The organism is Streptomyces collinus (assembly GCF_031348265.1).
Lineage (GTDB): Bacteria > Actinomycetota > Actinomycetes > Streptomycetales > Streptomycetaceae > Streptomyces > Streptomyces collinus.
This window is the reverse complement of the sequence record NZ_CP133771.1, coordinates 312582-336859: the sequence shown is the minus strand read 5'-3', so window position 1 is coordinate 336859 and position 24278 is coordinate 312582. Positions and strand designations below refer to the sequence as shown.

22 protein-coding genes and 1 pseudogene are annotated in these 24278 nt (G+C 73.6%); 18 read left to right on the top strand and 5 right to left on the bottom strand.

Annotation, left to right across the window (positions count from 1 at the left end):
- Window positions 1–4 precede the first annotated feature (4 nt).
- Genes RFN52_RS01460 through RFN52_RS01450 form a run of 3 tightly spaced genes read right to left on the bottom strand, consistent with a single transcriptional unit; the run spans window position 5 to window position 2115 of the window.
- Entirely contained in the window at window positions 5–430 is a 426-nt protein-coding gene (locus tag RFN52_RS01460; protein ID WP_184854473.1) for a hypothetical protein, read from the bottom strand.
- 45 nt (window positions 431–475) lie between these two features.
- Window positions 476–1159: a response regulator gene (locus tag RFN52_RS01455; RefSeq protein WP_184854474.1), complete on the bottom strand. Its 684-nt coding sequence runs from the start codon at window positions 1157–1159 to the stop codon at window positions 476–478.
- Between the two features lie 2 nt (window positions 1160–1161).
- Window positions 1162–2115 carry a sensor histidine kinase gene (locus RFN52_RS01450; protein WP_184854475.1) on the bottom strand — a complete coding sequence of 318 codons (954 nt, stop codon included), beginning with the start codon at window positions 2113–2115 and terminating at the stop codon, window positions 1162–1164.
- A gap of 365 nt (window positions 2116–2480) precedes the next feature.
- Here RFN52_RS01450 and RFN52_RS01445 point away from each other — a divergent pair, with 365 nt between their 5' ends.
- The 6 genes from RFN52_RS01445 to RFN52_RS01420 all read left to right on the top strand — a co-directional run bounded on the left by RFN52_RS01445 (window position 2481) and on the right by RFN52_RS01420 (window position 10426).
- The gene (locus tag RFN52_RS01445) at window positions 2481–2792 is read left to right on the top strand and encodes a TraR/DksA family transcriptional regulator (protein WP_184854476.1); all 312 of its coding nucleotides are present in this window, start codon (window positions 2481–2483) and stop codon (window positions 2790–2792) included.
- Window positions 2793–2836: 44 nt separating this feature from the next.
- Entirely contained in the window at window positions 2837–3211 is a 375-nt protein-coding gene (locus RFN52_RS01440; RefSeq protein WP_184854477.1) for a TraR/DksA family transcriptional regulator, read from the top strand.
- The gene (locus RFN52_RS01435) at window positions 3208–4032 is read left to right on the top strand and encodes a rod shape-determining protein (RefSeq protein ID WP_311240859.1); all 825 of its coding nucleotides are present in this window, start codon (window positions 3208–3210) and stop codon (window positions 4030–4032) included. Before RFN52_RS01440 ends, RFN52_RS01435 begins: the two co-directional genes overlap by 4 nt.
- Before the next feature lie 231 nt (window positions 4033–4263).
- Window positions 4264–4836: a dihydrofolate reductase family protein gene (locus tag RFN52_RS01430; RefSeq protein ID WP_184854478.1), complete on the top strand. Its 573-nt coding sequence runs from the start codon at window positions 4264–4266 to the stop codon at window positions 4834–4836.
- 302 nt (window positions 4837–5138) lie between these two features.
- Window positions 5139–9005, top strand: a complete 3867-nt coding sequence (locus RFN52_RS01425; protein ID WP_184854479.1) for a Pls/PosA family non-ribosomal peptide synthetase — start codon at window positions 5139–5141, stop codon at window positions 9003–9005.
- Between the two features lie 77 nt (window positions 9006–9082).
- Window positions 9083–10426, top strand: a complete 1344-nt coding sequence (locus RFN52_RS01420; protein WP_184854480.1) for a M1 family metallopeptidase — start codon at window positions 9083–9085, stop codon at window positions 10424–10426.
- 59 nt (window positions 10427–10485) lie between these two features.
- On the opposite strand, the gene RFN52_RS01415 is transcribed toward RFN52_RS01420, so the two are convergent.
- On the bottom strand, window positions 10486–11880 hold the full coding sequence (locus tag RFN52_RS01415; protein WP_311240858.1) for a hypothetical protein: 1395 nt from the start codon (window positions 11878–11880) through the stop codon (window positions 10486–10488).
- A 240-nt stretch (window positions 11881–12120) separates the two neighbouring features.
- Here RFN52_RS01415 and RFN52_RS01410 point away from each other — a divergent pair, with 240 nt between their 5' ends.
- Both RFN52_RS01410 and RFN52_RS01405 read left to right on the top strand, forming a co-directional pair.
- Complete coding sequence (locus RFN52_RS01410) at window positions 12121–12258, top strand: hypothetical protein (protein WP_184854748.1); 138 nt, start codon at window positions 12121–12123, stop codon at window positions 12256–12258.
- A gap of 91 nt (window positions 12259–12349) precedes the next feature.
- Complete coding sequence (locus tag RFN52_RS01405) at window positions 12350–12913, top strand: snapalysin family zinc-dependent metalloprotease (RefSeq protein WP_184854481.1); 564 nt, start codon at window positions 12350–12352, stop codon at window positions 12911–12913.
- Window positions 12914–13048: 135 nt separating this feature from the next.
- Here the strand turns inward: RFN52_RS01405 and RFN52_RS01400 are convergent, their stop codons facing one another.
- On the bottom strand, window positions 13049–13402 hold the full coding sequence (locus tag RFN52_RS01400) for a hypothetical protein (protein ID WP_184854749.1): 354 nt from the start codon (window positions 13400–13402) through the stop codon (window positions 13049–13051).
- Between the two features lie 49 nt (window positions 13403–13451).
- On the opposite strand from RFN52_RS01400, the gene RFN52_RS01395 reads away from it, so the two are divergent.
- The 10 genes and pseudogenes from RFN52_RS01395 to RFN52_RS01350 all read left to right on the top strand — a co-directional run bounded on the left by RFN52_RS01395 (window position 13452) and on the right by RFN52_RS01350 (window position 24261).
- Complete coding sequence (locus RFN52_RS01395; protein WP_184854482.1) at window positions 13452–13676, top strand: hypothetical protein; 225 nt, start codon at window positions 13452–13454, stop codon at window positions 13674–13676.
- Between the two features lie 144 nt (window positions 13677–13820).
- A complete protein-coding gene (gene bdeA, locus RFN52_RS01390) occupies window positions 13821–14762 on the top strand; it encodes a bis(hydroxyethyl) terephthalate hydrolase (protein ID WP_184854483.1) in 942 nt (313 codons plus the stop codon).
- Between the two features lie 1015 nt (window positions 14763–15777).
- Window positions 15778–17165 (top strand): annotated as a pseudogene (locus RFN52_RS40210) (helix-turn-helix transcriptional regulator); the annotation flags it as partial.
- 190 nt (window positions 17166–17355) lie between these two features.
- Complete coding sequence (locus tag RFN52_RS01380) at window positions 17356–18639, top strand: PucR family transcriptional regulator (RefSeq protein ID WP_184854484.1); 1284 nt, start codon at window positions 17356–17358, stop codon at window positions 18637–18639.
- Between the two features lie 242 nt (window positions 18640–18881).
- Window positions 18882–19703 (top strand): ABC transporter ATP-binding protein, encoded by an 822-nt coding sequence (locus tag RFN52_RS01375; protein WP_184854485.1) that lies wholly within the window; start codon window positions 18882–18884, stop codon window positions 19701–19703.
- Window positions 19700–20500: an ABC transporter ATP-binding protein gene (locus RFN52_RS01370; RefSeq protein ID WP_184854486.1), complete on the top strand. Its 801-nt coding sequence runs from the start codon at window positions 19700–19702 to the stop codon at window positions 20498–20500. The genes RFN52_RS01375 and RFN52_RS01370 overlap by 4 nt, the downstream gene beginning before the upstream one ends.
- Entirely contained in the window at window positions 20497–21393 is an 897-nt protein-coding gene (locus tag RFN52_RS01365; RefSeq protein WP_184854487.1) for a branched-chain amino acid ABC transporter permease, read from the top strand. Before RFN52_RS01370 ends, RFN52_RS01365 begins: the two co-directional genes overlap by 4 nt.
- Window positions 21386–22525, top strand: a complete 1140-nt coding sequence (locus RFN52_RS01360) for a branched-chain amino acid ABC transporter permease (protein WP_374050145.1) — start codon at window positions 21386–21388, stop codon at window positions 22523–22525. The genes RFN52_RS01365 and RFN52_RS01360 overlap by 8 nt, the downstream gene beginning before the upstream one ends.
- The gene (locus RFN52_RS01355) at window positions 22522–23805 is read left to right on the top strand and encodes an ABC transporter substrate-binding protein (RefSeq protein ID WP_184854488.1); all 1284 of its coding nucleotides are present in this window, start codon (window positions 22522–22524) and stop codon (window positions 23803–23805) included. Before RFN52_RS01360 ends, RFN52_RS01355 begins: the two co-directional genes overlap by 4 nt.
- Window positions 23806–23883: 78 nt before the next feature.
- Window positions 23884–24261, top strand: a complete 378-nt coding sequence (locus RFN52_RS01350) for a VOC family protein (RefSeq protein ID WP_184854489.1) — start codon at window positions 23884–23886, stop codon at window positions 24259–24261.
- The last annotated feature ends 17 nt before the right edge of the window (window positions 24262–24278 follow it).

Genomic DNA, 24278 nt, shown 5'->3' with positions numbered 1-24278 from the left:
GGCGTCAGGTGCCGGAGGACACCGGGGGCGAGCGCCCCTGCTCCTGGTCCGCGGGCGGCTGCGAGGAGGGCAGGTGCCGGCTCGGAGCCTGCGGTGGGCCCGGAACACGGCTGGGGGTGACGTCGGCGCTCCGGCCGCAGACGCCGAGGTGTCCGCGCGGGCCCGGGTGCTCGCCGTGCTGCTCGTGGCGGATGGCCGCCCGGATGACGCAGACGGCGTCACATCCGACGTCGGCGCGCTTCTCGTCGTACCGGTGAGGGGCCGCCGCCGCGGGCGCTGCCGCCGCCCCCGTGCCCGCTGTGCCGGGCGACGGGGCGGCGATGCCGAGTGCGGCGAGCACCGCGAGGAGGAGGACCGCCGGCAGCGCCGCGATCCGGGAGCGGGATCGGGTGCTGCCGACGCCGGGCGCCGTGGGCGCGCTGTGAGGCACCGTTCCCCCTCTCATCGTGGCGCTGCCGGCCGGGCCGGACTTCGGTCAGGGCTCGATCAGTCCGGCGCGGATCGCGTAACGGGTGAGGTCGAGACGGTCGCGCAGGCCGAGTTTCTGCAGCAGGTTGGCGCGGTGGCGCTGGACGGTCTTGATGCTGATGAACAGCAGGTCGGCGATCTCCTTGGACGAGTGGCCCTCGGCGACCAGCTTGAGGACCTCCTCCTCGCGGGGCGTGAGGATCTGGTCCGGGTCCTCCTGGCCGCGGCGGGCCCGGTCCAGGTAGTTGCGGATCAGGGCGGTGACCGCGCCGGGATACAGGAAGGGTTCGTCCCGCATGGCGGCCCGGCAGGCGGCGACCAGGTCCCGGTCGGCCACCGACTTCAGAACGTAGCCGCTCGCACCGGCCTTCAAAGCCTGGAAGAAGTACTGCTCGTTGTCGTGCATGGTGAGCATCAGGATCCGCAAGCCGGGCCTCACGGCTGCCAGTTCGCGGGCGGCCTGCAGACCGGTCAGGCGCGGCATGGCGATGTCGAGCACGGCCAGGTCGACGTCGCGGGTGCGGGCCAGCTCGATGGCCTCGGCCCCGTCACCGGCCTCGGCGACCACTTCGAGGTCCGGTTGCTGGTCGAGGATGAGCCGCACGCCGCGACGGACCAGCGCGTGGTCGTCGGCGAGCAGGATACGGATCGTGCTGGAACCCGTCGGAGCGGGCGGGGCCGTGTCGGGCATCGTCAGAGCTGCTTCCTTGCGAGCGGCGCGGTGAGCTGGACCCGGGTGCCGGCCCGGGGTGCCGGGGTGATGTCGAGGCTGCCCCCGACGAGCAGGGCCCGCTCGCGCATGCCGCGGATGCCGGCGCCCTCGCGGGGTGCCTCGATGCCGCTGCCGTCGTCGGTCACGGTCAGCACCACGCCGTCCTCGGCGCGGCGCAGCGCGACGGTGACCCGCCCGGCGTCCGCGTGGCGGGCGACGTTGGTCAGCGACTCCTGCGCGACGCGGTAGAGGACCAGCTCCGTCTCCGGTGCCAGCGGGGGCAGGTCGGTGTCGAAGCGGCGCGTGACCAGCAGCCCGGTATGGGTGGCGAAGTCCTCGCTGAGCGAGGTCAGCGCGCTGACCAGGCCCAGATCGTCCAGCACGCCGGGCCGCAGCCTTCGCACCAGGCGGCGCACCTCGTCCAGGCTCGCCCGGGTGATCTCCTGCAGTTCCTGCAACTCCCTGCGCTGCGGCTCCGGTACGTCGTCCGCGGAGCGCTTGAGCCCCAGCAGGATCGCGGTCATGCTCTGGCCGACCTCGTCGTGCAGTTCCTGGGCGATGCGACGGCGTTCCGACTCCTGGGCCAGCAGGGCCCGGGCGCTGCTGGCGGCCCGCTCCTGCTCCAGCCGCTCCAGCATGGCGTTGAAGGTACGGATCAGCTCGGCGACCCCGCCGGCCCCGGAAGCGGGCAGGCGCTGGCCGGGGCGCAGCAGGTCCACGGTGGTCATCAGCTTCGTGAGCCGGTCCAGCGGGGCCAGGCCGAGCCTCAGCAGCGCGGCGTTCGCGACGAGCATCACGGCCAGGCCGCCGACCAGGATCACCGCCTCGGTCAGCAGCACCGGCACCGAGACGGTCACCGGTGCCCACAGCAGCAGGGCCGTGGCCGCGCCCAGCACCACGGCGTTGAGCGCGAAGATCCGCCAGAACAAGGACACCGTCCCTGCGCCTCCCCTTCTACGAACTCTGTCTCACCTCCACTGTCGGGCATCGCGGAGCCCACCGCGTTCGCGGTCCGGGCGCTCGAGCAAGCCTGCGCTCAGGCTGCCCCTTCCCACGCGCCACGTATATGGGACCTGGCCCCCATTTCCCCGGGCGCGCACCACCCATGGCCCGGCCGCATGGGTCCCTCGCACCGGTGCAAATGGGGCCCGCGCCCGATGGGTATCCGCCGCGGACCGGGCCAGGCTGGAGCTCACACGACCACCCGGCAGCGGACCGGCGGCCCGGCCACGTCGCCGGGCCGCCCGCCGCGCATGACCGACCCGCGCACCCGCCTTCCGCCACCGAGAAAGGACCGACCATGTCGCTCGACGTCACCCGGGCCGAGCCCCACCCGCACGAGGCCCGCCGGCGCCTGGAACACGCCCGCGCCTCCCGGCTGGCACAGCTGCGTGCCCTCGACGAGACCGAGCGCGGCTCGGACGATCACCTGCTGTCCGCGCAGAAGACCGCGATGGAGGGGGTGCTGAAAGAGATCGACGAAGCCTTCACCCGCATCGACGACGGCACCTACGGCATCTGCGTGGGCTGCGCGAAGCCCGTTCCCGCGGAACGGCTCGAAATCCTGCCCTACACCCGCCACTGCGTCGCCTGCCGGCGCCGCACGGCGTGACCCCGCCCCTACCGACCTCCTACGCCCTGCCGCAAAGGGGTGACGTGGTGAACCACCAGACCGTCGCAGAGAGCACGACGCACCTGTCGGCCGAGGAACTCGCCGCGCTGCGCGAGAACCTCCATGAGCAGCGCCTCTTCCGTCAGGAGCAACTGCGCCTGCTCGGCGGGCCGGTCACCTCCCGGGCCGAGGACCGGCTCCGGCAGCGGGCCGCCGCGCAGACCGAGGTCCGCGTCAAACTCGCCGCCTCCGCCCGCATGGTCCTCACCGACGTCGAAGCGGCCCTCACCCGCATGGACGAAGGCGCGTACGGCGCCTGCCATCTGTGCCGGCGCCCGATCGAACGCGAACGGCTCATGATCGTGCCGCAGGCCCGCTACTGCGCCCGCTGCCAGCAGGTCAAGGAGGCGCAGCCGTGACCGGCGCCCAGGACCTGTCCGGTGCCCCGGCCCGTCACCGGCCGTGGCCCCTGTGCCGGCGGTGCTGCGGCATCGCCCTGGACATGGGCAGCGCCCGCACCCGCGTCTGGCTCGCCGGCAAGGGCACGGTCGTCGACGTGCCCACGGTCACCTTCCCCGGGGCCGGCGCGGTCCACCCCGTCCAGCGGGGCACCATCATCGACACCCCGGGGTGTTCCCGGATGCTCCGGCGCCTGCTCGGCAACCGGCTGCCCCGCTTCACCCGCCCCATGGTCATCGTGACCACTCCGGTCCTGGACGGCGTCTCCTACCGGGCCCGGGCCCGTGCCGCGGTGGAGGTGCTGCGGCCCCGCAGCGTCCTGACCGTTCCCAGTGCCCGGTGCATCGCCCTGGCCGCGGACGCGGACATGTCCCGGCCGCTGGTGGTGGTGGACATCGGCGCCCATCTGACCGAGGTGGTGCTGCTGTGCGACGGCGCCGTCACCGACGCGCACCGCACTGCTCTGGGAACCAGCGACCTCGACGGGGCGACCGCGCCCGAGCAGATCGTCGAAGCGGTGGTCGCGATGCTGACCGCGATCCGCCGCCACGACCGCACCTCGCTCACCGCCGGCGCCCTGCGGCGCGGCATCCTCGTGGCCGGCGGGGGAGCCCTGCGCCCCGACATCACCCATCCCCTCACCGCGCGCCTGAAGGCACCGCTGCGCATCGTCCCGGCCCCGCACACAGCGGCCGTCCGCGGCGCCGCCCGGTTCCTGCAAGCCGCCCACGCCCACCCCTCGGCCCGGGCAGGCCTCCCGCCGGTCGCCCACCCCCGCTAGCCCGGGGATCGACACCGCGTCAGGCGGGCAGCCCGTGGGGGGGGGCAGGCGTGGTGTCCTCCGCGGCGCGGCCGACTCGCAGCCGCCGGTGGGACCCTTCTCGCATGACGCTTCGCTCACCCGGTCGGCCGTGCACGGGAAACCCAGGCGGCCGCTTCGTAGTAGACATGGGGCGCTGACGGGCCGTATCCCAGTCCGTCGTCGACGGTGAAGAGGATGTCGTGATTTCTGATGCGCAGCGTGACCTATTCGATGGGCGTCTCACTTGACGGCTACATCGTCGGGCCGGACGGCGACTTCGGCTGGACGGAACCCGGCGACGACGTCTTCCGCTTCTGGATCGACGAGATCCGGCAGGTCGACGTCCACCTGCTGGGACGACGGCTGTACGAGACGATGCTGTACTGGGAGACCGCCGACCAGGACCCCTCGCTCGACGAAGAGATGCTCGAATGGGCCCGGCTCTGGAAGCCGCTTCCGAAAGTGGTGTTCTCCACCACGCTGACCTCGGTCCAGGGCCACGCCCGCCTGGCCTCCGGCAGTGTGGCGGAGGAGATCGAGCGGTTGCGGGCCGAGCCGGGGGAGGGCGAGATCGCGATCGGCGGCGCGACGCTCGCCGCCGAGGCGGCCGCGGCGGGTCTGATCGACGAATACCGGGCGATGGTCTACCCGGTGCTCGTCGGCGGCGGTATTCCGTTCTTCCCCCGGGACGAGCGCCGGGTGGATCTCGAACTCGTCGAAACCCGCACCTACAGCTCGCGAGTCGTCTACCTCCGCCACCGCGTGACGCGTCAGCAGGCCTGACCCGGGCCGAGGTACGTGCTGACCCCTCATCAAGTCCTCGCCGACTCCGGTATCCCCACGACAGGCGGACGCGACTTGTCTGTGGGGTAAGTCTCGTTCGCCCGAGATCCCCAGGTCAGCACCGGTGTGACCGGCATCGGCCCACCCCCGAACGGCCGTGCCCGGTGGCGTACCGAAGCGCCCAAATCTAGCGTCGTACTAAGATTTCCGGCTTGTTACCGAGCTGGAGCCGGACAACCCCAGGCACACCTGCGGGCCCGCCAGCGCCCCGGAGTCATCCGGGATCGAGACGCGAGGACCGGATGGCAGCCATACAGGAGAGTGACGCTCTCGGCCTGCTCGACGAAACGCTCGGCGCGGAGATCCGGCAGGAGTTCGGGGAGGCGGCCCGCTTCTCGGGGCGTCCGGCGGCGTCACCGCGCACGCTCGTCGACGTGTTCGAGGCCTCCGTGCGGTCGTACCCGGACGAGCCCGCCCTCGACGACGGCATGAGCTGCCTCACCTACCGCGCCCTGGCCGTGGAGGTGGACCGGATGCGGCGGCGGCTCGCCTCCGCGGGAGTCGGGCTCGGAGACCGGGTGGGAGTCCGGGTCCCGTCCGGCACCAACGAGCTCTACATCGCGGTCCTCGCCGTGCTCGCGACCGGAGCCGCATACGTCCCCGTCGATGCCGAAGACCCCGACGAGCGGGCCGACTTGGTGTTCGGTGAGGCGGGCGTACGGGCCGTCGTCGGGGCCGGGCGGCAGATCACCGTGCACCGGCCCGGTACGGCCCCCGCCGCACGCCCCGGTGCCGGACACGACGCGTGGATCATCTTCACGTCCGGCTCCACCGGGAAGCCCAAGGGTGTCGCCGTCTCGCACCGCAGCGCCGCCGCGTTCGTGGACGCCGAGGCCGCACTCTTCCTCACCGAGGAACCGATCGGGCCCGGCGACCGGGTCATGGCGGGGCTGTCCGTGGCGTTCGACGCCTCCTGCGAGGAGATGTGGCTGGCCTGGCGGTATGGCGCCTGCCTGGTACCGGTGCCGCGTTCGCAGGTCAGGAGCGGCGCCGACCTCGGGCCCTGGCTGGTCGAGCAGGAGATCACGGTCGTCTCGACGGTGCCGACGCTCGCCGCCCTGTGGGAGCCGGAGACCCTCAACGACGTGCGCCTGCTGATCTTCGGCGGGGAGGCCTGCCCGCCCGAGCTGGCCCAGCGGCTGGTGACCGAGGGGCGAGAGGTCTGGAACACCTACGGGCCCACCGAGGCGACCGTGGTGGCCTGTGCCTCGCTGATGACCGGTCAGGAGCCGATCCGGATCGGGCTGCCCCTGGACGGCTGGGAGCTGGCCGTCGTCGACGAGGCCGGCGAGCCCGTCCCCATGGGCGGCAGCGGACAGCTGGTCATCGGCGGGGTCGGTCTCGCCCGGTACCTCGATGCCGAGAAGGACGCCGAGAAGTACGCGCCCCTGGAGCCCCTGGGCTGGGAGCGGGCGTACCGCAGCGGCGACCTCGTCAAGGCCGAGCCCGAGGGGCTGGTCTTCCTCGGGCGGGCCGACGAGCAGATCAAGCTCGGCGGACGGCGGATCGAGCTCGGCGAGGTCGACGCCGCACTCCAGGCCCTGCCCGGAGTCGCCGGCGCGGCGGCCGCCGTACGGACCGCTCGCAGCGGCAATCAGCTCCTCGTCGGGTACGTCGTCACCCAGGACGGATGGGACCACGCCACCGCCGTCGAGAAACTGCGGGCCGAACTGCCCGCCGCCCTCGTGCCGTTGCTCGCCCCGGTCGAAGAGCTTCCCACCCGCACCTCGGGCAAGGTCGACCGCAACGCGCTGCCCTGGCCGCTGCGGGACCTGGAGACCGACGGCCCTGCGGAGCAGCTCTACGGCACCGAGGCCTGGCTCGCCGAGCAGTGGACCGCGGTGCTCGGCATCCCGGTCACCGGCGCCCTGGACGACTTCTTCGCGATCGGCGGCGGCAGCCTGGCCGCCGCACAGCTCACCACCCGGCTGCGCACCCGCTACCCGGGCGCGGCCGTCCTGGACGTCTACCAGCAGCCCGTGCTGCGCAAGCTGGCCCGGCGGCTGGAGAAATCCGCGCGGGACGACGAGGCACGGCGCACGATCGCCCCGGTGCCGAGGCGTGCCCAGATCGTCCAAACGCTGCTCCTCGTCCCGCTGTTCACCCTCCTCGGCCTGCGCTGGACCGTGGCACTGGCCGTCCTCGGGAACCTCCTGCCCGCCTACGCATGGCTGCCCACGGCCCCCTGGTGGCTCCTCGCGCTCGGAGCCGTCGTCCTCTTCAGCCCGCCGGGGCGGCTCGCCCTGGCCGCCGGCGGCGCGCGACTGCTGCTCCGCGGTGTCAAGCCCGGCCGGTACCCACGCGGCGGCGGCGTACATCTGCGGCTGTGGACCGCCGAACGGCTGGCCGAGTTCAGCGGCGCGACGTCGCTGACGGGCTCCTGGCTGCAGCGCTACGCGCGAGCGCTCGGCGCCAAGGTCGGCCCGGACGTCGACCTGCACTCCCTGCCGCCGGTCACCGGCCTGCTCAAACTGGGGCGGGGCGCGGCCGTGGAGTCCGAGGTGGACCTGTCCGGCCACTGGCTGGACGGCGACCGGCTGGAGATCGGCACGGTCAAGGTCGGCGCACACGCCGTCGTGGGCACGCGCAGTGTGCTCTTCCCCGGAGCCCGGGTGGGCAAGCGGGCCGAGGTGGCGCCCGGCTCCGCGGTGGCCGGGCAGATTCCCACCGGCCAGCGGTGGGCGGGCGCGCCCGCGGTCAAACTCGGCAAGGCCAAGCGCAACTGGCCCAAGGAACGTCCGCGGCGCGGAACGTCCTGGGGCGTCCTGTACGGTCTCACCGGCCTCGCGCTGACCGCCCTGCCGGTGCTGGCGGCGGTGGCCGCGCTCCTCGTGGCCCGGGTCTTCGTCACGCCGGGCTCGGTCCTCACGGGCGCCGCCCTGGCCGTCGTCCCGGCCACGCTCACCTACGGGGCGACCTACGCGGTGCTGCTGCTGATCGCCGTACGGCTGCTGAGCCTCGGACTGCGTGAGGGGACCCACCCGACGCACAGCCGGATCGGATGGCAGGCCTGGACGGTCACCCAGCTGATGGACCGCTCGCGGGAGACGCTGTTCCCGCTGTACGCCGGGCTGGTGACACCGGTGTGGCTCCGGCTGCTCGGGATGCGGATCGGGCGCGGCGCCGAGGTGTCGACGGTGCTGGCACTGCCCAGCCTGACGACGGTCGGTGAGGGCGCCTTCCTGGCGGACGACACCCTGACCGCGCCGTACGAGCTCGGCGGCGGCTGGATGCGGATCGGACGCGCCGAGATCGGGCGGCGCGCCTTCCTCGGGAACTCGGGGATGACGGCACCCGGGCGGAGCGTGCCGGACGGCGGGCTGGTCGGTGTGCTGTCGGCGACGCCCAAGAAGGCCAAGAAGGGCACCTCCTACCTGGGGCTGCCGCCGGTCAAGCTGCCCCGTGCCGCCGCCGGCGGTGACCAGAGCCGTACCTACGCACCGCCCGCCCGGCTGCTGTGGGCACGCGGTCTGGTGGAACTGTGCCGGATCGTGCCGGTCTTCTGCTCGGCGGGACTGGCGGTGCTGACGATGGCCGCGCTGTGTGCCCTGGGGCCCTGGGCGCCCCTGCTGTCGGGGCTCGTGCTGCTCGCGGCGGGAGGCGGCGCGGCCCTCGTCTCGATCGTCGCCAAGTGGGCGCTCGTGGGGCGGCACCGCAGCGGGGAGCACCCGCTGTGGTCGTCCTTCGTGTGGCGCAACGAACTGGCGGACACCTTCGTCGAGGTACTCGCCGTGCCCTGGCTGGCGGGCGCGGTGCCGGGCACGCCGGTGATGACGGCATGGCTGCGGGGGCTGGGTGCCCGGATCGGCAAGGGCGTCTGGGTCGAGAGCTACTGGCTGCCCGAGACCGATCTGGTGACGCTCCGGGACGCCGCCACCGTGAACCGCGGCTGCGTCCTTCAGACCCACCTCTTCCACGACCGGATCTTGCGGACGGATACTGTGGTCCTCCGTGAGGGCGCGACGCTGGGCCCTGGCGGGATCGTCCTGCCCGGCAGCACGATCGGGGCCCGGACGACGCTGGGTCCCGCGTCGCTCGTCATGGCCGCGGAGTCCGTCCCCGACGACACCCGCTGGCTCGGCAACCCGATCGAGGCATGGCGCCCCTGAGCGCGGGCCACTCGGAGCCGGAGGGCGACGGACCGGCAGGCAGTGGCAGCAGCGCGGCGCAGGGAGACCAGACGGCAGTGGCAGTCCAGCAGGCGGCGGGCGCGGACCCGTACTTCCCGGAGCACGGCGACCCCCGCTACCGGGTGCACCGGTACGAGCTCGCGCTGGACTACCGCCCGGCCCCGAACCGGCTGTCCGGGACGGCCCGCATCAACGCCATAGCGGGACGGGCCCCGCTCGGCGAGTTCGTGCTCAACCTGGCCGACTACAAGATCGGGCGGGTGCGCGTCGACGGACGGCAGCCCCACTACACGCACCGCGGCGGCAGACTGCGCGTCCGTCCCGCCAAGCCGGTCCGAGCCGGGGCGCCCTTCACGGTCGAGGTGCACTGGTCGGGCAACCCCGAGCCGGTCGACAGCCCCTGGGGCGGGCTCGGCTGGGAGGAGCTGGAGGACGGGGCGCTGGTGGCCAGCCAGCCGATCGGGGCGCCGTCGTGGTACCCGTGCAACGACCGGCCCGCCGACAAGGCGTCGTACCAGCTCTCGGTCACCACGCCGTCGGCGTACGCGGTCGTCGCGGGCGGACGCCTGCTGACCCGGACGACGAAGGCGAGCACCACCACCTGGGTGTACGAGCAGTCGGCGCCGACGTCCAGCTATCTGGTCGGCCTCGCGATCGGCAAGTACCAGACGGTCCTGCTGGGCGACCCCGGCCCGGGCGGCGTCCCGCAGCACGGCCACATCCCCGCGCATCTGCTGGGCGACTTCTCGCGGGACTTCGCGCGCCAGCCGCAGATGATGGAGGTGTTCCAGGAGCTGTTCGGGCCCTACCCCTTCGACGAGTACGCGGTGGTGGTGACCGAGGAGGAGCTCGACGTGCCCGTCGAGGCCCAGGGGCTGTCGCTGTTCGGCGCCAACCACGTGGACGGGGCGCGGGGTTCGGAGCGGCTTGTCGCACACGAACTGGCCCACCAGTGGTTCGGCAACAGCGTGTCCATCGCCGACTGGCGGCACATCTGGCTCAACGAGGGGTTCGCGAAGTACGCGGAGTGGCTGTGGTCGGAGCGCTCGGGCGGGCGTACGGCACAGCAGCTCGCGGCTGCCGCACACCGGGTGCTGTCGGCGCTGCCGCAGGATCTGCGGCTGTCGGACCCGGGTCGCAAGTCGATGTTCGACGACCGGCTCTACGAACGCGGCGGGCTCGTGCTGCACGCGGTGCGCTGCGCGCTGGGCGACATCGCCTTCTTCCGCATGCTGCGCGGCTGGGGTCGGCAGCACCGCGGCGGCACGGTCACGACCGAGGCCTTCGCCGCGCACGTGGCCCGCTTCGCGACCGAGCCGGTGGACGAACTGCTGCAGGCCTGGATCCACGGGACGCCGCTCCCGCCGCTGCCCGGGGCCGAGCGGCGGGCAGCGGGCTAGGACCGCCCGCCGCGCGCCTGGTCCTCAGGGTGACTTGTCCTCAGGGTGCTCCACCGCCGTCAGCGGGGGATGCCCACCGCGTCCAGATACTGGTGCATGACCTCCGCCGGGAGGCCCGGGTTGCTCAGGGCCCGGGAGGAGAGCTCCGGGTCCTCGCAGCACTCCAGGACGAGGCCGACGGGCAGGGCGGGGTGCGCGGCGGCCATGCAGCGCACACGCTTCTCGGGGTCGGCGAGCAGCCGGACCACCACGGCGGCCGGAGCTTGCGTGTCGAGTCCCACCAGCCATCTCCTCTCCGGGTCGGGGTCGTCGGCGAAGCGCCGCCCGGCCCCCGCGCGGGGGAAGTTGGGGTGGCCCAGCAGAGCGCCCTTGGTGATGACCTTGCAGTCGAGGTAGGTCTGCAGCACGATCTCGCCGTCGACGGTCGGCTGGTTCTCGCACAGCAGGAGTCTCACGGGATAGTCGTCGTCCTGGGAGAGCAGTTCGACGGCGTCCGCGGGCAGGTGCGGACTGCACGCGGCGCTGCGGCGCAGCAGGACGTGGGCCGACCGTGCGCATCGGCGCAGCCGGTCCGGCTCGGCGCAGCGGAGCACCCATTCGACGGGGGACAGCCGGTCGGCGGGGCTGATGGTGATGTCGACGGCGGCCCGGTCGGTCTCCGTCAGCTCGGGCCGTACCGATACGGCCAGCCGGACGCTGCGCGCGTCGTCGTCGTCCAGCGTCCGGACGAGGTCGACGGCCACGCCGAGGTTGGCCGCCAGTTCGCGCCGGTCCGCCTCTTCGCCGCTCGCGGCGAGCCGTTCGGCGGTCGCCGTGCTCATGGCGCCGTAGCGGATCACCGCCTGCCGGTCGAAGGAACCGAGGTCCGCGTCGAGCAGCAGGTCGGTGTACCCCGCGTCGTCGCGGCAGGCCTCCAGCATGGCTGCTGTGCGCACGGTCCCGTCGGCGTCGTGGAGGAGACGGTTCCGGGTGGTGCCGGGCAGGTGGGGCCACGTGCGGCAGGCTGCCCGCCGGAGCTCCGCGTCCTGGTGGTCGGCGAGACGGGCGACCAGGTCCGCAGCCGTGTACCGGCAGCCGGCCGCGCTCCGGCGGACCCGTGCCTCCCGGTCGGCGAGCAGGCGCTCCTGGGCGGACACGGGAAGGGGATCCACGGGGATGCGGAACCAGTCGGGTCCGTAGGCCAGCGCCTCGCGGACCCGTGCGTCGGGATCGTCGACGAGCCGGGCGCGTTGTTCCGGCGTCACGGAGGGGTTCGCGGCGAACGCCGACCGCAGCCTGTGGTCGGGGTGCGCGACGATCGCGTCGACCACCTCGTCCGGCAGCGCGCGCCAGGCCAGCGCATCCCAGGCCGCGACGGCTTCCTCGTGCAGCAGCCGGGTCAGTACGCCGACCGGTGCCGACGGGTTGCGCGCGATGGCATCGATCGTCTCGCGGTCAGGACACTTGTCGCCCATGGTTCCCCCAGTTCGCCGGCGTACGACGCAGGCCCGCAGATTGTGCTCGTGCCGTGAACGTGAGGTCAACGCCGGTGATCACACCGTCCGCGCACGGGTTCCACCCTCGTTCAGCCGTCGGGCTGTCCAGGCGGCCCCATGGGGGTACCCGACGGTGCCGCCGGTTCGGCGGCCTTCGCACGGGGAGTGCCAACGGGCGTTGACCACGGGCGATTTCGCAGGCGCGGGAGTGGAGGGCGGATGACGCTCGACCGGGGCCTGCTCGACAGGCCGACGGTCCGCCGCCGGGAGCTGACCACCGGCTGGTCGTTCATCGCCGTCGGCGTTTCGGTCGCGACCGTCGTCCGACGGTCCGGCACTTGCGGAGGCTCGGCGTAGGCCGTTTGCCGGATTCGCTGGCGACCTTGCCGGGCATGGGGCTAAAGAATGTCATGAGCACGACTGCCCTTTCCCCACAAGGAGGTCGATCATGCACGTCCGAATGCTGACCGGCGGTGTCGCCGCCGCCTGTCTGGTGGCCTTGTCCCTGACGGGTGGCCAGGCCGCGGCCGCCGTCCCCCGAGCGGCGGACGCTCCGGTCGCCGCCCGGGTCCTGACCTATGACGCCAGCGGCTCCGCGGAGTTCAAGAGCGCCGTCAACCGGGGCGCTGCGATCTGGAACGAGAGCGTCGACGCCGTCGAACTGCGGCCGGTCGCAGCCGGGCAGCGAGCGAACATCCGGGTCCTCGCGGACAACGGCTGGCCGCGCGCCCTGCCCACCACCCTCGGCAACGGCACCGTGTACATCGGGCGCCAGGCCGTCGACCAGGGCTACGACACGATCCGTATCTCCTCGCACGAACTCGGGCACATCCTGGGTCTGCCGGACCGCAAGCCGGGGCCGTGCTCCAGCCTGATGTCCGGCTCCACCGCGGGCACTTCGTGCACCAACCCGTACCCGAACGCGGCGGAGAAGGCGGAGGTCGAGGGGAACTTCGCCGGCGTGCTCGCCGAGCGGGCGCCGGCGGGGCGGGCGGAGGTGATCGTGGACTGACGCGTGCGGCGTCACGCCTGAGAAGGGCTCCCACCCTCGCCGGACCGCTCACCGTCGAACAGCAACGGGCAGCAGCCGCGCCGGTTCCCCGGCAGAGCGGAACCCGTTGTCCGGTCGGCGGTGAGCGGCGGCGCCTCACAGCCGGCGGGAGTGGACGCCGATCGCGCGGTGGAGGGCTTCGCGGCACGCGAGGACGGCGGAGTGCCGGGCGCGGCCCTGGCGTACGACCGTTTCGAGGAGCGGAACGCCCGCCTCGGCTCCGTGGGCGGGATCGCGGCCGGACCGCTGCTCCGGGGTGCGCCGACCGCCGCGGGCCTCGCGGCCGTTCTCGCCGCCTTGCCCGCCGCTCACCTCGCTCTGACGTTCCTCCGTGCCGGACACCTGCTGCTCCTGGGTGCGCAGACGCTGTGGCAGCTCCGCCGCGCCCCATCCATGGTCCCGGCGGAGCCCGGTCGGGTCGTCGGGGACCCGCTGCCCGGCCCACGGCACTCATCGTCCTCTCCGTGCCACCCTCACGCTCGTCTGGCTGGACGGCTGCGTGTTCCTCCTGCCCAAGGCCTGGCCGGTCCTCCACCGGCCCCGCGTCCACCGTGTGCTCGGGCGGGCCACGGGCGTGGTGCTGACCGGCTTCGGCCCCGCCGTGGCCGGCACCACCCCGCTGACGCGGTGGCCGTACGAGACCGGCGGCGTGGTGGCCGTACCAGGCCGCCGACGCGGTGGCCGTACGAGACCGGCCGGCACGGCGGCCGTACGAGACCGGTGACATTGCCGGTCCCCGCGCGGTGGCCGGTCGCCGACAGTGGCACGGCCAGCCCGACGGCGGTGCCCACCGCGGGCACGCGGCGGACGCCCCAGGTCCCGCGTGCCCGCGAACGGCCACCCGCCACGACAGAGAGGACGACTCGTCGTGCAACTCCACCCCCACACCGGCTCATCCACCCGCACCCGCGACACCCTCGGCCGGCGATCCGGGCACCGGGCCGGACGCCTGGCCGCTGTCGTCGCGGTCCTCTCCCTCGCCGTGGGCCTGGGACCCCTGACCGGCCCGGGCGCCCACGCCGCCGACAACCCCTATGAGCGCGGCCCGGCCCCCACCACCGCCGGAATCGAGGCGGCCCGCGGCCCGTACGCCGTGTCGCAGACGTCCGTCTCCTCGCTGTCCGTCACCGGATTCGGCGGCGGCACCATCTACTACCCGACGAGCACCAGCGACGGCACCTTCGGCGCGGTGGCCATCTCACCCGGCTACACCGCTTACGAGTCGTCCATCGCCTGGCTCGGACCGCGGCTGGCGTCCCAGGGCTTCGTGGTGTTCACCATCGACACCCTCACCACACTCGACCAGCCCGACTCCCGCGGCCGCCAGCTGCTGGCCGCACTGGACCACCTCACCGAACGCAGCTCGGTGCGCAGCCGCGTCGACGCCTCCCGCCTCGGCGTCATGGGCCATTCGATGGGCGGCGGCGGCAGCCTGGAGGCCGCCAAGTCGCGTCCGGCTCTCCAGGCGGCGATCCCGCTGACCCCGTGGAACCTCGACAAGACCTGGCCCGAAGTGACCACGCCGACCCTGATCTTCGGAGCCGACGGAGACACCGTCGCCCCCGTCTCCTCCCACTCCGAGCCCTTCTACACGAGCCTGTCCTCCTCGCTGGACCGGGGCTACCTGGAGCTGAACTCGGCGACGCACTTCACGCCCAACTCGTCGAACACGACGATCGCGAAGTACAGCATTTCCTGGCTCAAGCGGTTCATCGACAACGACACCCGCTACGAGCAGTTCCTGTGCCCGCTGCCCCGGCCGAGCCTGACCATCGAGGAGTACCGCGGCAACTGCCCCCATGGTTCCTGACACAGCGAGGGGCCCGGCGGCGGACGTGCGCGACGCGTCCGCCGCCGGCGCCGTGCCGGGGCACAGGCGAGAGGTCCGGTCATTGGGCCGGGGCACAACGCGTCTCGCGGCCAGGCCCGGTCAATGCGCAGGTGGGGCCGTGGGTTTGCCTGACGGGAGGCGCGGACTTCAACCTTCCGGTCTTCCTTACGCACGAGTAACCTCCGTTGGGTGACCGGAGACAGGAGCAGGGTGCGGGCCGCTCCCCGCGCGGGGAGCCGGTACGGCCGGGACGTCCCCCGGCCGTCCGCCGAGGACCGCGGCCATGCCGAACTCGCCCGAGGCCGAAGGCAGTTGTTCGACGGGCCGGTGGACGACGCCCGGGAGACCCTGCTGCTGGCCGCGTCCCTGCTCGCCGCAGGCGCCCCGGACGGGGCCGAGGCCGCACTTCTCTGCGCGGCGGACGCCGCCTGGGCGTCGGGAGACGTCACGGCCTGTCTGACCGTCCTCGACGGCACGGACACCCCGGGGCCGGCAGGCCGGCATGCCGCACCGGTCACCGCCACAGCCGGAGAAGCGGCCTGCGATCGCAGTGCCCCGATCACCGGCGGGGGCGGCAGCGGTCAGACGTCCGGCGGGGACGGCGATGCTCCGTCCGGCCAGGACGGCGGCGTTGCGGGGTCTGGCCTGGATGGCGGCCTTGAGGCGTCGGGTCTGGCCGGCGACGCTCCGGTGTCCGGGCCGGGCGGCAGTGCCTCATTGGCCGGCGGGGACGCGGACGCTCCGGTGTCTGGTCTGGACGGCAGCACCCGGGTGTCTGGTCTGGATGGCGGCGTTGCGGGGTCTGGCCTGGATGGCGGCCCTGAGGCGTCGGGTCTGGCCGGCAGCGCTCCGGTGTCCGGCCCGGGCGGCAGCGCCTCAATGGCCGGCGGGGACGCGGACGCTCCGGTGTGTGGTCTGGACGGCAGCACCCAGGTGTCTGGCCTGGATGGCAGAGCTCCGGTGTCCGGCGCGGGTGGCAGCGCCCCGACGACCGGCGGGGACGGTGACGCCCCGGCGTCCGGCCCGGGCGGCAGCGCTCCGGCATCCGGCCTGGACGGCGACGGCCCGGCGACGCAGCGAGCCGACGGCGGGCCGCCGCCGCCCGGCGCCGAGAACCTCCCCGTCCCTCCCCCCGGAACCCGGCAGCCCGAGCCGCCCGGTTCCGTGCGGGGACGAGAACGCGACCCCTTCTTCCGGGACTACCGCGACGGCATGCGCGCCCTGCTGGCCCGGCGGCCGGAGCATGCCGCCGGGCCGCTGCGGCGCGTACTGAGCCACGTGCGCCACGACGACCCGCCGGAGCGGCTGCTGCGCGCCGCGTCCGCGGCCCTGCTGCTCGGCGACGTCCACGCCGCCCGCGCCGCCGGGGCCCGCGCCCTGGCGGTCGCCCGCAACGCGGAGTGCGTCGCCTCCGAAGCGCGGGCCCTGGAGTACCTGGCCTACGGCGAGCTGCGCGCCGGCCGACACGCGCAGGCGCGCGCCCACGCGGAGGAGGGCGTGCGCGCGGCACTGCTGGCCGGCCATCGCAACACCGCGGCGAGCCACCACGCGCTGCTCGCCCTGGCCGCTTCGATCGAAGGGGACACCGCCGCGGTCGCCGGATACGCCTCGGCCGCCCTGGCCACGGCCCGCCGCCACGGCCTGGCCCAGGCGGCGACCCTGGCCGAGTGGGCCACCGCCCGCGCCGACCTGGCCCGCGGCCGCCCCCTGGACGCCGCCGACCGGCTCGGCCCGCTCGTCGGACCCGGCCCCCGGCGTGGTCACTTCGCCGTGTGGATGCTCGCCGTGCCCTGCTTCGTCGAGGCCGCGGTACGCGCCGGGCAGCCGGAAGACGCCCGGGGGCCCGTCGGCGACCTCGCCCGATGGGCCGACTTCGGCGCCGATCCGCACGCGGCGGCCCAGCTCGCACGCTGCCGGGCCCTGCTCGCCGCGGACGACCGCGAAGCCGACGACCTCTACGTGCGGGCGCTCGCCCTGCACGACGGGGCGGGTGGCGACTTCGAGCGGGCGCGGACCGAGCTGCTGTACGGCCGGTGGCTGCGTCGCCGCCGCCGGCTGCGGGAGGCCCGGGGCCGGCTCGGCGCCGCTCTGGTCGCCTTCGAACGCTGCGGCGCCGGTGCCTGGGCCGACCAGACGCGCGACGAGCTGCGCGCCAACGGAGCCGCGTCGGGGAAGGAGCCGGCCGCCGGACTCGCACGGCTGACCCCGCAGCAACTGCGCATCGCACGCCACGTGGCCGAGGGCGCCACCAACAGGGAGGTGGCCCAGCGGCTCGCCGTCAGCACCCGCACCGTCGACTACCACCTGAGGAACGTCTTCGCCGCTCTCGGCGTGCGCTCCCGCATCGAGCTGGCCCGCATGGTCGACCAAGAGCACCGCTGAACCCCGGAAAATCTCGGCGGCCGGATGGAGAAGACGCCGCACGACCCTGGGGACCGACCGGACGGTATGCCATTCTTCGAAGCAGCACTACGCGGGTGACGACGCCGAACGGGGCAGCGCACCCGTCGGACGCCGCTGCGCCCGGACGGCACCGGGGCTGCCGTGGGGCCGAAGCCGGGGGAGGACCGCCATGCATCCTGCCGCACGCACACGTACGACGTTCCGCGCCGGGCCCACCCCCGTCCCGCAGCCGCGGTCCCGGCGGATCCGGTCGCTGATCGACGCCGACGCGCTGCGTGTCCTGCACCGCGCCGCCCGCGTCCTGCTCGACGACCTGCCGGATCTGACCGACCGGCTGCTGGCGGTCCTGCGCGAACAGGAACCGGCGTACCGGACGGCGCTGGAGAACGACCACGCCGCCACCTGGCAGGAGGTCTGCCGCTCGCTGCGGCACAGCGTGACGTCGCTGCTCGACCCGCGCGGCACCCGCGAGGCCGCCCACCGCTGCACCTGGCGGATCGGCGTCACCCGCGCCGAGCAGGGACTGCCGCTGGATGCCCTGCTGCACGCGTTCCGGCTGGGCGGGTCCCTGGTGTGGCAGCGGCTGGTCGAGGAGACCACCCGCTCGGAGCCCGAGGACATCCGGCTGCTCGTGCACGTGGCCACCGACGTGTGGAACTTCGTCGACGAGCACTGCACCCTCGTGGCGGACGCCTACCGGCAGGCCGAGCGGCAGCTGGCCTGGCGGCGGGAGAACAGGGTGCGCCTGCTGGCAGCGGCCCTCCTGGACGGCACGAGCCGGATCGCGGACCTGCCCGAGACGGCCGAGAGACTGTGCCTGCCGGAGCACGGCCGGTACGTCGTCGTCGCGGTCGCCGGGGGCCGGACGCAGGACCTCCCGCCCGGCGGGAGCGCCTACTGGCACGCAGGGGTGGACGTGGACCACGGCATCGTCCTGGTCGGCGACGGGAGGAGCGGCGACGAGACGGGCGGCGAGGCCGACCGGGACCCCGTCGCGGCACTGGCCCTGTCCACCGATGGCCCCGCGGGCCGCCGGATCGGCGTCGGCAGCGCCGTGACGGGACTCGCCGCCGTAGGCGACGCCCGGCGCCTGGCCGACCTGGCCCTCAGCATCTGCCCGCCCGGCGGCGGCACCGTCCGGCTCACCGAGCATCTGCCCGAGGCGCTGGTCGTCTCCTGCCCGGAACTCGGCGCCACCCTCACCGAGCGGGTGCTGGGCCCCCTGCTGCGCCTGGAACCGGCCGACCGGGACGTCCTGCTGGACACCCTGGTCGCCTGGTTCGCCTGCGAGGGTTCCGCCCAGCGTGCCGGTCAACGGCTCTACTGCCACCGGAACACCGTCCTGAACCGGCTGCGCCGCTGCGAACAGCTCATCGGCCGCTCCCTGGCCCGCCCGCACGACGTGGTGGAGATCAGCCTCGCCCTGACGGCCCGCAGGCTGCTGCGCGGCTGACACACCGGGGAGACCCGCACGCTGCACCCTCTGCCAGGGGCGGTGGCGTGCACCCCTGCCCGGCATCCGCCCGCGCCGCCGGCCGCCGCCCCCTGGGCAGCCGCACAGTCCCCAGCGGACCCCGTTGGGACCACGCAGCCACCGGGCCCCTACACCTGTACCGCCCGCCTGCGCCCGTGCTGTCGTGAGCTGCCCTTCCCCCGAAGCACCCGTGCCCGACGGCACGGATCCGAGGAGCCGTGATGCCCGAAGCACCACCGGACGACGAGCCCGCCCTGCACGTCGAGGGCCTCGACGTGACCTACGGGCGCGCCCTGTCCGCCCTGCGCTCCGTGTCGCTGACCGTCCCGCACGGCACGGTCGTGGCCCTGCTCGGCGCCAACGGCGCGGGCAAGACGACCCTGCTGCGGGCGGTGTCGGGCACCCTGCGCCTGCACCGCGGCGCGGTCACGGCCGGCCGTATCCGCTACGGCACGACGGACCTCGACGGACGCGACCCGGTCGCCGCCGTGCGCGCCGGAGTCGTCCAGGTCCCCGAGGGACGCCGGGTCTTCGCCGGGCTCACCGTCGACGAGAACCTGCGCTCCGGCGGCCTCGGCCTCGGGCGGCGCCGCCCCGACCAGGTCGCCGAGGCCCGGGAGCGGGTTTTCACGCTCTTCCCGCGCCTCGCCGAACGCACCCGGCAGGCGGCTGGACTGCTCTCCGGCGGCGAGCAGCAGATGCTCGCCATCGGCCGGGCCCTCATGGCCGCGCCCCGGCTGCTCCTGCTCGACGAGCCCTCCCTGGGCCTGGCCCCGCAGATGGTGTACCGGATCGCCGAGGTCGTCCGCGAGATCAACGCACAAGGCACCGCCGTGCTGCTGGTCGAGCAGAACGCGGGCATGGCGCTGTCCCTCGCCGACACCGCCCACGTCCTGGAGGTCGGCGAGGTCCGGCTCTCCGGGCCCGCCGACGAACTCGCCCGCACGGACGCCGTGAAGCGCCTGTACCTGGGTGAGACCGACGGTGAGGGGACCAAGACCGCGCAGAGAGCCGGAAGCACCGAGGGGCAGGGAGCCGCGTGACCGTCCGCACCACCGCACCGCCCGAACTCACCGTCACGGATGTGACGGTCCGCTTCGCCGGACTCACCGCCCTGGACGCGGTGTCGTTCACCGTCGCCCCGGGCTCCGTCCACGCGCTGATAGGACCCAACGGAGCGGGCAAGTCCACCTGCTTCAACGTGCTGTCGGGGCTGTGCCGCCCGGCCACGGGCACCGTACGGCTGGGGGACGCCGACCTGACCCGGCTGGCGCCCCACCGCATCGCCGCCCTCGGCATGGCCCGCACCTTCCAGAACATCGTCACCACCCAGGGCACGGTCGCCGACAACCTGATGCTCGGCCGCCACGCCCTGTCCCGCTCCGGGTTCGCCGCCGGCGCGCTGCGCCTGCCGCACGCACGGCGCGAGCAGCGCGAGCACCTCGCCCGGGCCCGCGAGATCGCCGAACTCACCGGTCTGGCACAGCACTTCGACCACCCCGTCGCCCTGCTCTCCTACGGCGACCGCAAACGCGTGGAGTTCGCCCGCGCCCTCTGCCTGGAGCCCAGCGTGCTGCTGCTCGACGAACCGGTCGCCGGGATGAACGCGGCCGAACGTGCCCGCACGGTCGAGGTCGTGCACACCGTACGGGCCGAACTCGGCCTGTCCGTCGTCCTGGTCGAGCACGACATGGGCCTGGTGATGCGGCTCGCCGACGAGGTCACCGTCCTCGACTTCGGCCGCCGCATCGCGCACGGCACCCCGGACGAGGTCCGCAGCGACCCCGAGGTGCTGCGCGCCTACCTCGGCACCGGCGCAGAGCAGGAGGACGCGGCATGACCTCCCTCCTCGACAACGTGTTCAACGGCCTCGCCCTGGGCGCGGTCTACGCTCTCGTCGCCCTCGGCTTCGTCATCATCTTCAAGGCCTCCGGCGTCATGAACTTCGCCCACGGCTCCTTGCTCCTGCTCGGCGGCTACCTCACCGCAGTACTCCACGACGACCTCGGCTTCGCCGGAGCCCTCGCCGTGTCCGTCCTGGTGACGGCGGCCGTGGCCGGAGCCATGGACCGCTTCCTGCTCCAGGCCGGCGGGCCGGACCCGCACACCGCCCATGTGCAGACCATCGTCACCATCGGCGTCGACATCCTCATCCTCACCGACCTGTCACGGCGCATCGGCGGCGATCTGCTCTCGCTCGGCGACCCCTGGGGCGACTCGGTCAGCGGGCTCGGGCCGGTGACCGTCGCGGACAGCCGCATCGCCGCGATCGTGGTCTCCGCCGTCGTCATCGCCGGTGTCTTCGCCCTGTTCCGGTACACCTCCTGGGGCCTGTCGCTGCGCGCCGCGGCCGAGGACGTCGAGGCGGCGTCCCTCATGGGCGTACGGCTGGTGCGGGTCCGCATGCTGGCCTGGTGCCTGGCCGGAGCGCTGGCCGCCCTGGCGGCGGTCTTCCTCGCCGCGTTCCCCGCACCCGGCCTGGAGCGCACGACGGGGCAGATCGCCCTGAAGGCGTTCCCGGCGGCGATCCTCGGCGGCATGGCCTCGCCGCCCGGCGCCCTCGCGGGCAGTCTGCTGATCGGCATGACCGAGGCGCTCGTCGCGGGCTACCAGTCCGAACTGCACGTCCTGGGCGAGGGGTTCGGGGACGTCGCCCCCTACGCGGTGATGGTGCTGGTGCTGCTGGTGCGGCCGACCGGGCTGTTCGGCGGGAAGGCGGCGGTCCGTGTCTGAGCGACTTCCGCGCGCCCGCGCGATCCGGCTGGGCTGGACATGCGCGGCTGTCGCCGTCCTGTGCGCCCTGCCCTTCTACCTCGACGCGTTCTGGCTGCGCATCGGCCTGTTCTCCATGGCGGCGGCCGTCGGCGCGGTGGGCCTCGGCCTGCTCTCCGGCACGGCGGGCCAACTCTCCCTCGGTCACGCCTTCTTCCTGGCCGTGGGCGCCTACGGCTACGTCTGGCTGGCCGGCGAGCCCGGGCCCGGCCTGCCCACCGCCGTGGCCGCCGTCCTCGCGGTGCTGCTCGCCGGGGCGGCCGGCGGGCTCTTCAGCCCCGTCGCCGGCCGGGTGCGCGGCATCTACCTGGGCGTCGCCACCCTGGCCCTGGTCTTCCTCGGCCACCACGTCCTGCTGACCGCCGACTCCGTCACCGGCGGCTTCAACGGCCGCTCGGTGCCGCCCCTGGAACTCGGCGGCTTCTCCTTCTCCACGGACTCCGAACTGACCCTCCTGGGCGTCCCGTTCGGCGCCGAGGAACGGCTCTGGTACCTGGGACTCGCGCTGTTCGCGGTCACCTGGTTCACCGCCCGCGGAATCCTCCGCAGCCGTCCGGGACGCGCCCTGGTGGCGCTGCGCGACAGCGAGACCGCGGCCGCCGTGATGGGCGTGAACGTCTCCCGCTACCGCTCGGCGGCCTTCGTGGTGTCCTCGATGTACGCGGGCCTGGCGGGAGTGCTGCTCGCCCTCTCCTTCCGCCGCGTGGTGCCCGACTACTTCGGCCTCGTGCTGTCGGTCGACTACCTCGCCATGATCGTCATCGGCGGACTGGGATCGGTGGCCGGAGCCACCGCGGGCGCCGTCTTCGTCACCACGCTGCCCCTGCTGATGACCCGCTACGCCGACCAACTCCCGCTGGTGGCCGCGCCCGGCACCACCGACGGCACGGTCGGACCCACCGAGGCCGCCCGCTACCTCTACGGAGCGGCGATCGTCCTCATCCTCCTCTTCGCCCCCGACGGCCTGCACGGCCTGGCCCGCCGCCTGCGCGCACGCCTGCGCAGACGCGGGGCCGCCCCGCCACCCTCCGGTACCACTGCCCCGTCCCAGCCGACCGCGTCGGCCGTACGAGCCAAGGAGCCCACCCCGTGAAGCCCACGCACCACACCGCACCACGCACCAGAACGCTTCTGGCCACCGCCCTCGCGGCCCTGCTGCTCGCGGGCACCGGATGCAGTTCCAAAGCCGGTTCCCCGGGGAGCACCGCCGACGGCGCCGACGGCATCAAGACCGGCCCCGGAGTGACCGGCAAGACCATCAGACTCGGCGCCCTGACGGACCTCACCGGCCCCTACGCCACCCTCGGCAAGAGCATCGTGCAGGCCCAGCAGATGTGGGCGGACGAGGTCAACGCCCGCGGCGGCATCTGCGACCGGCGCATCGAGATCGTCGTCAAGGACCACGGCTACGACGTCCAGAAGGCCGTCACCGCCTACGCCGACCTCTCCCAGGACGTCGTGGCACTGCCCCAGGTCATCGGTTCGCCCGTGATGGCCGCGCTGCTCGACGACATCGAGCGGGACAAGGTGCTCACCTTCCCGCAGGCCTGGGCCGCCTCCCTGCTCGACCGCGACGCGGTCCAGGTCCTGGGCACCACCTACGACATCGACATGATCGCTGCGGTCGACTTCCTCACCCGCACCAAGGGACTCGCCAAGGGCGACACGATCGGCCACGTCCACTTCGAGGGCGACTACGGCGCCAACGCGCTGGAGGGCTCGCGATGGGCCGCGAAGAAGGCGGGCCTCAAGCTGGCCGGCCAGAAGATCAAGGCGACGGACACCGACCTCTCCGCACAGGTCTCGGCCCTGCGCAAGGAAGGCGTCAAGGCGATCCTGATCAGCGCGGGACCCGCCCAGACGGCTTCCCTGGTCGGCGTCGCGGCCTCCCGCGGCCTGAAGGTACCCGTCGTCAGCAGCGCGCCCGGCTACGCCCCGCAGCTGATGAAGACCCCGGCCGCCCCCGCCCTGGCGGCCATGCTGAACGTGGTCAGCGCCGCACCCGCGGTCAGCTCCGAACTGGCCGGGGTGCGCAAGATGGTCGCCGCCTACAAGAAGAAGTACCCGGACTCCCTCGTCGACTCCGGCGTGCTCTCCGGCTACAGCGCCGCTCAGCTGATGGGCACGGATCTGAAGAAGGCCTGTGATAACGGCAGCCTCGCCCGCGAGGACGTGGTCAAGGCCCACCGCTCCCAGTCCGGCGTCGACGTCGGACTCGGCACCGCACAGGACTTCTCCGACAAGGCACAGCCCGCCAACACCTCGACGTACGTGCACAAGCCGGACGCCAAGGCGGTGGGAGCCGCGGTGAACGTCGAAGACGCCCACACCGCGCCGGGCGTCGAGCAGTACCTCGCCTCCCGGACCCCTTGACACCGGGGCCCGGTCTCATCCGGGCGGAGCTCTTCGGCCTGCCGGGCACAGGCGAAGAGTTCCGCCTAGGATCGGTCCGTGATCGCTGATCTGCAGTGCGTGGTGCTGGATTGCCCTGAACCGGCGGAGCTGGCCGCGTTCTACAAGTCGCTTCTGGGCGGCACCGTCAACCAGCCGGACCCGCGGTGGGCACTGAGTGACGCCTGGGCGACGTTGCACACGGCTTCCGGTGTCGTCCTGGCCTTCCAACGGGCAGCGGATTACCGGCCGCCCAGGTGGCCCGACCCGGCCAGGCCGCAGCAGTTCCACCTCGACTTCGGAGTCGCGGACCTGGACCGGGCGGAGAAGCAGGTGCTGGCCCAGGGAGCAGCGGTTCTGGACGCCGGTACGGGCGGGCGGAGTTGGCGGATCTACGCCGACCCGGCAGGGCATCCGTTCTGTCTGGTCCGTCACTGAAACGGCGACCCCTGCGC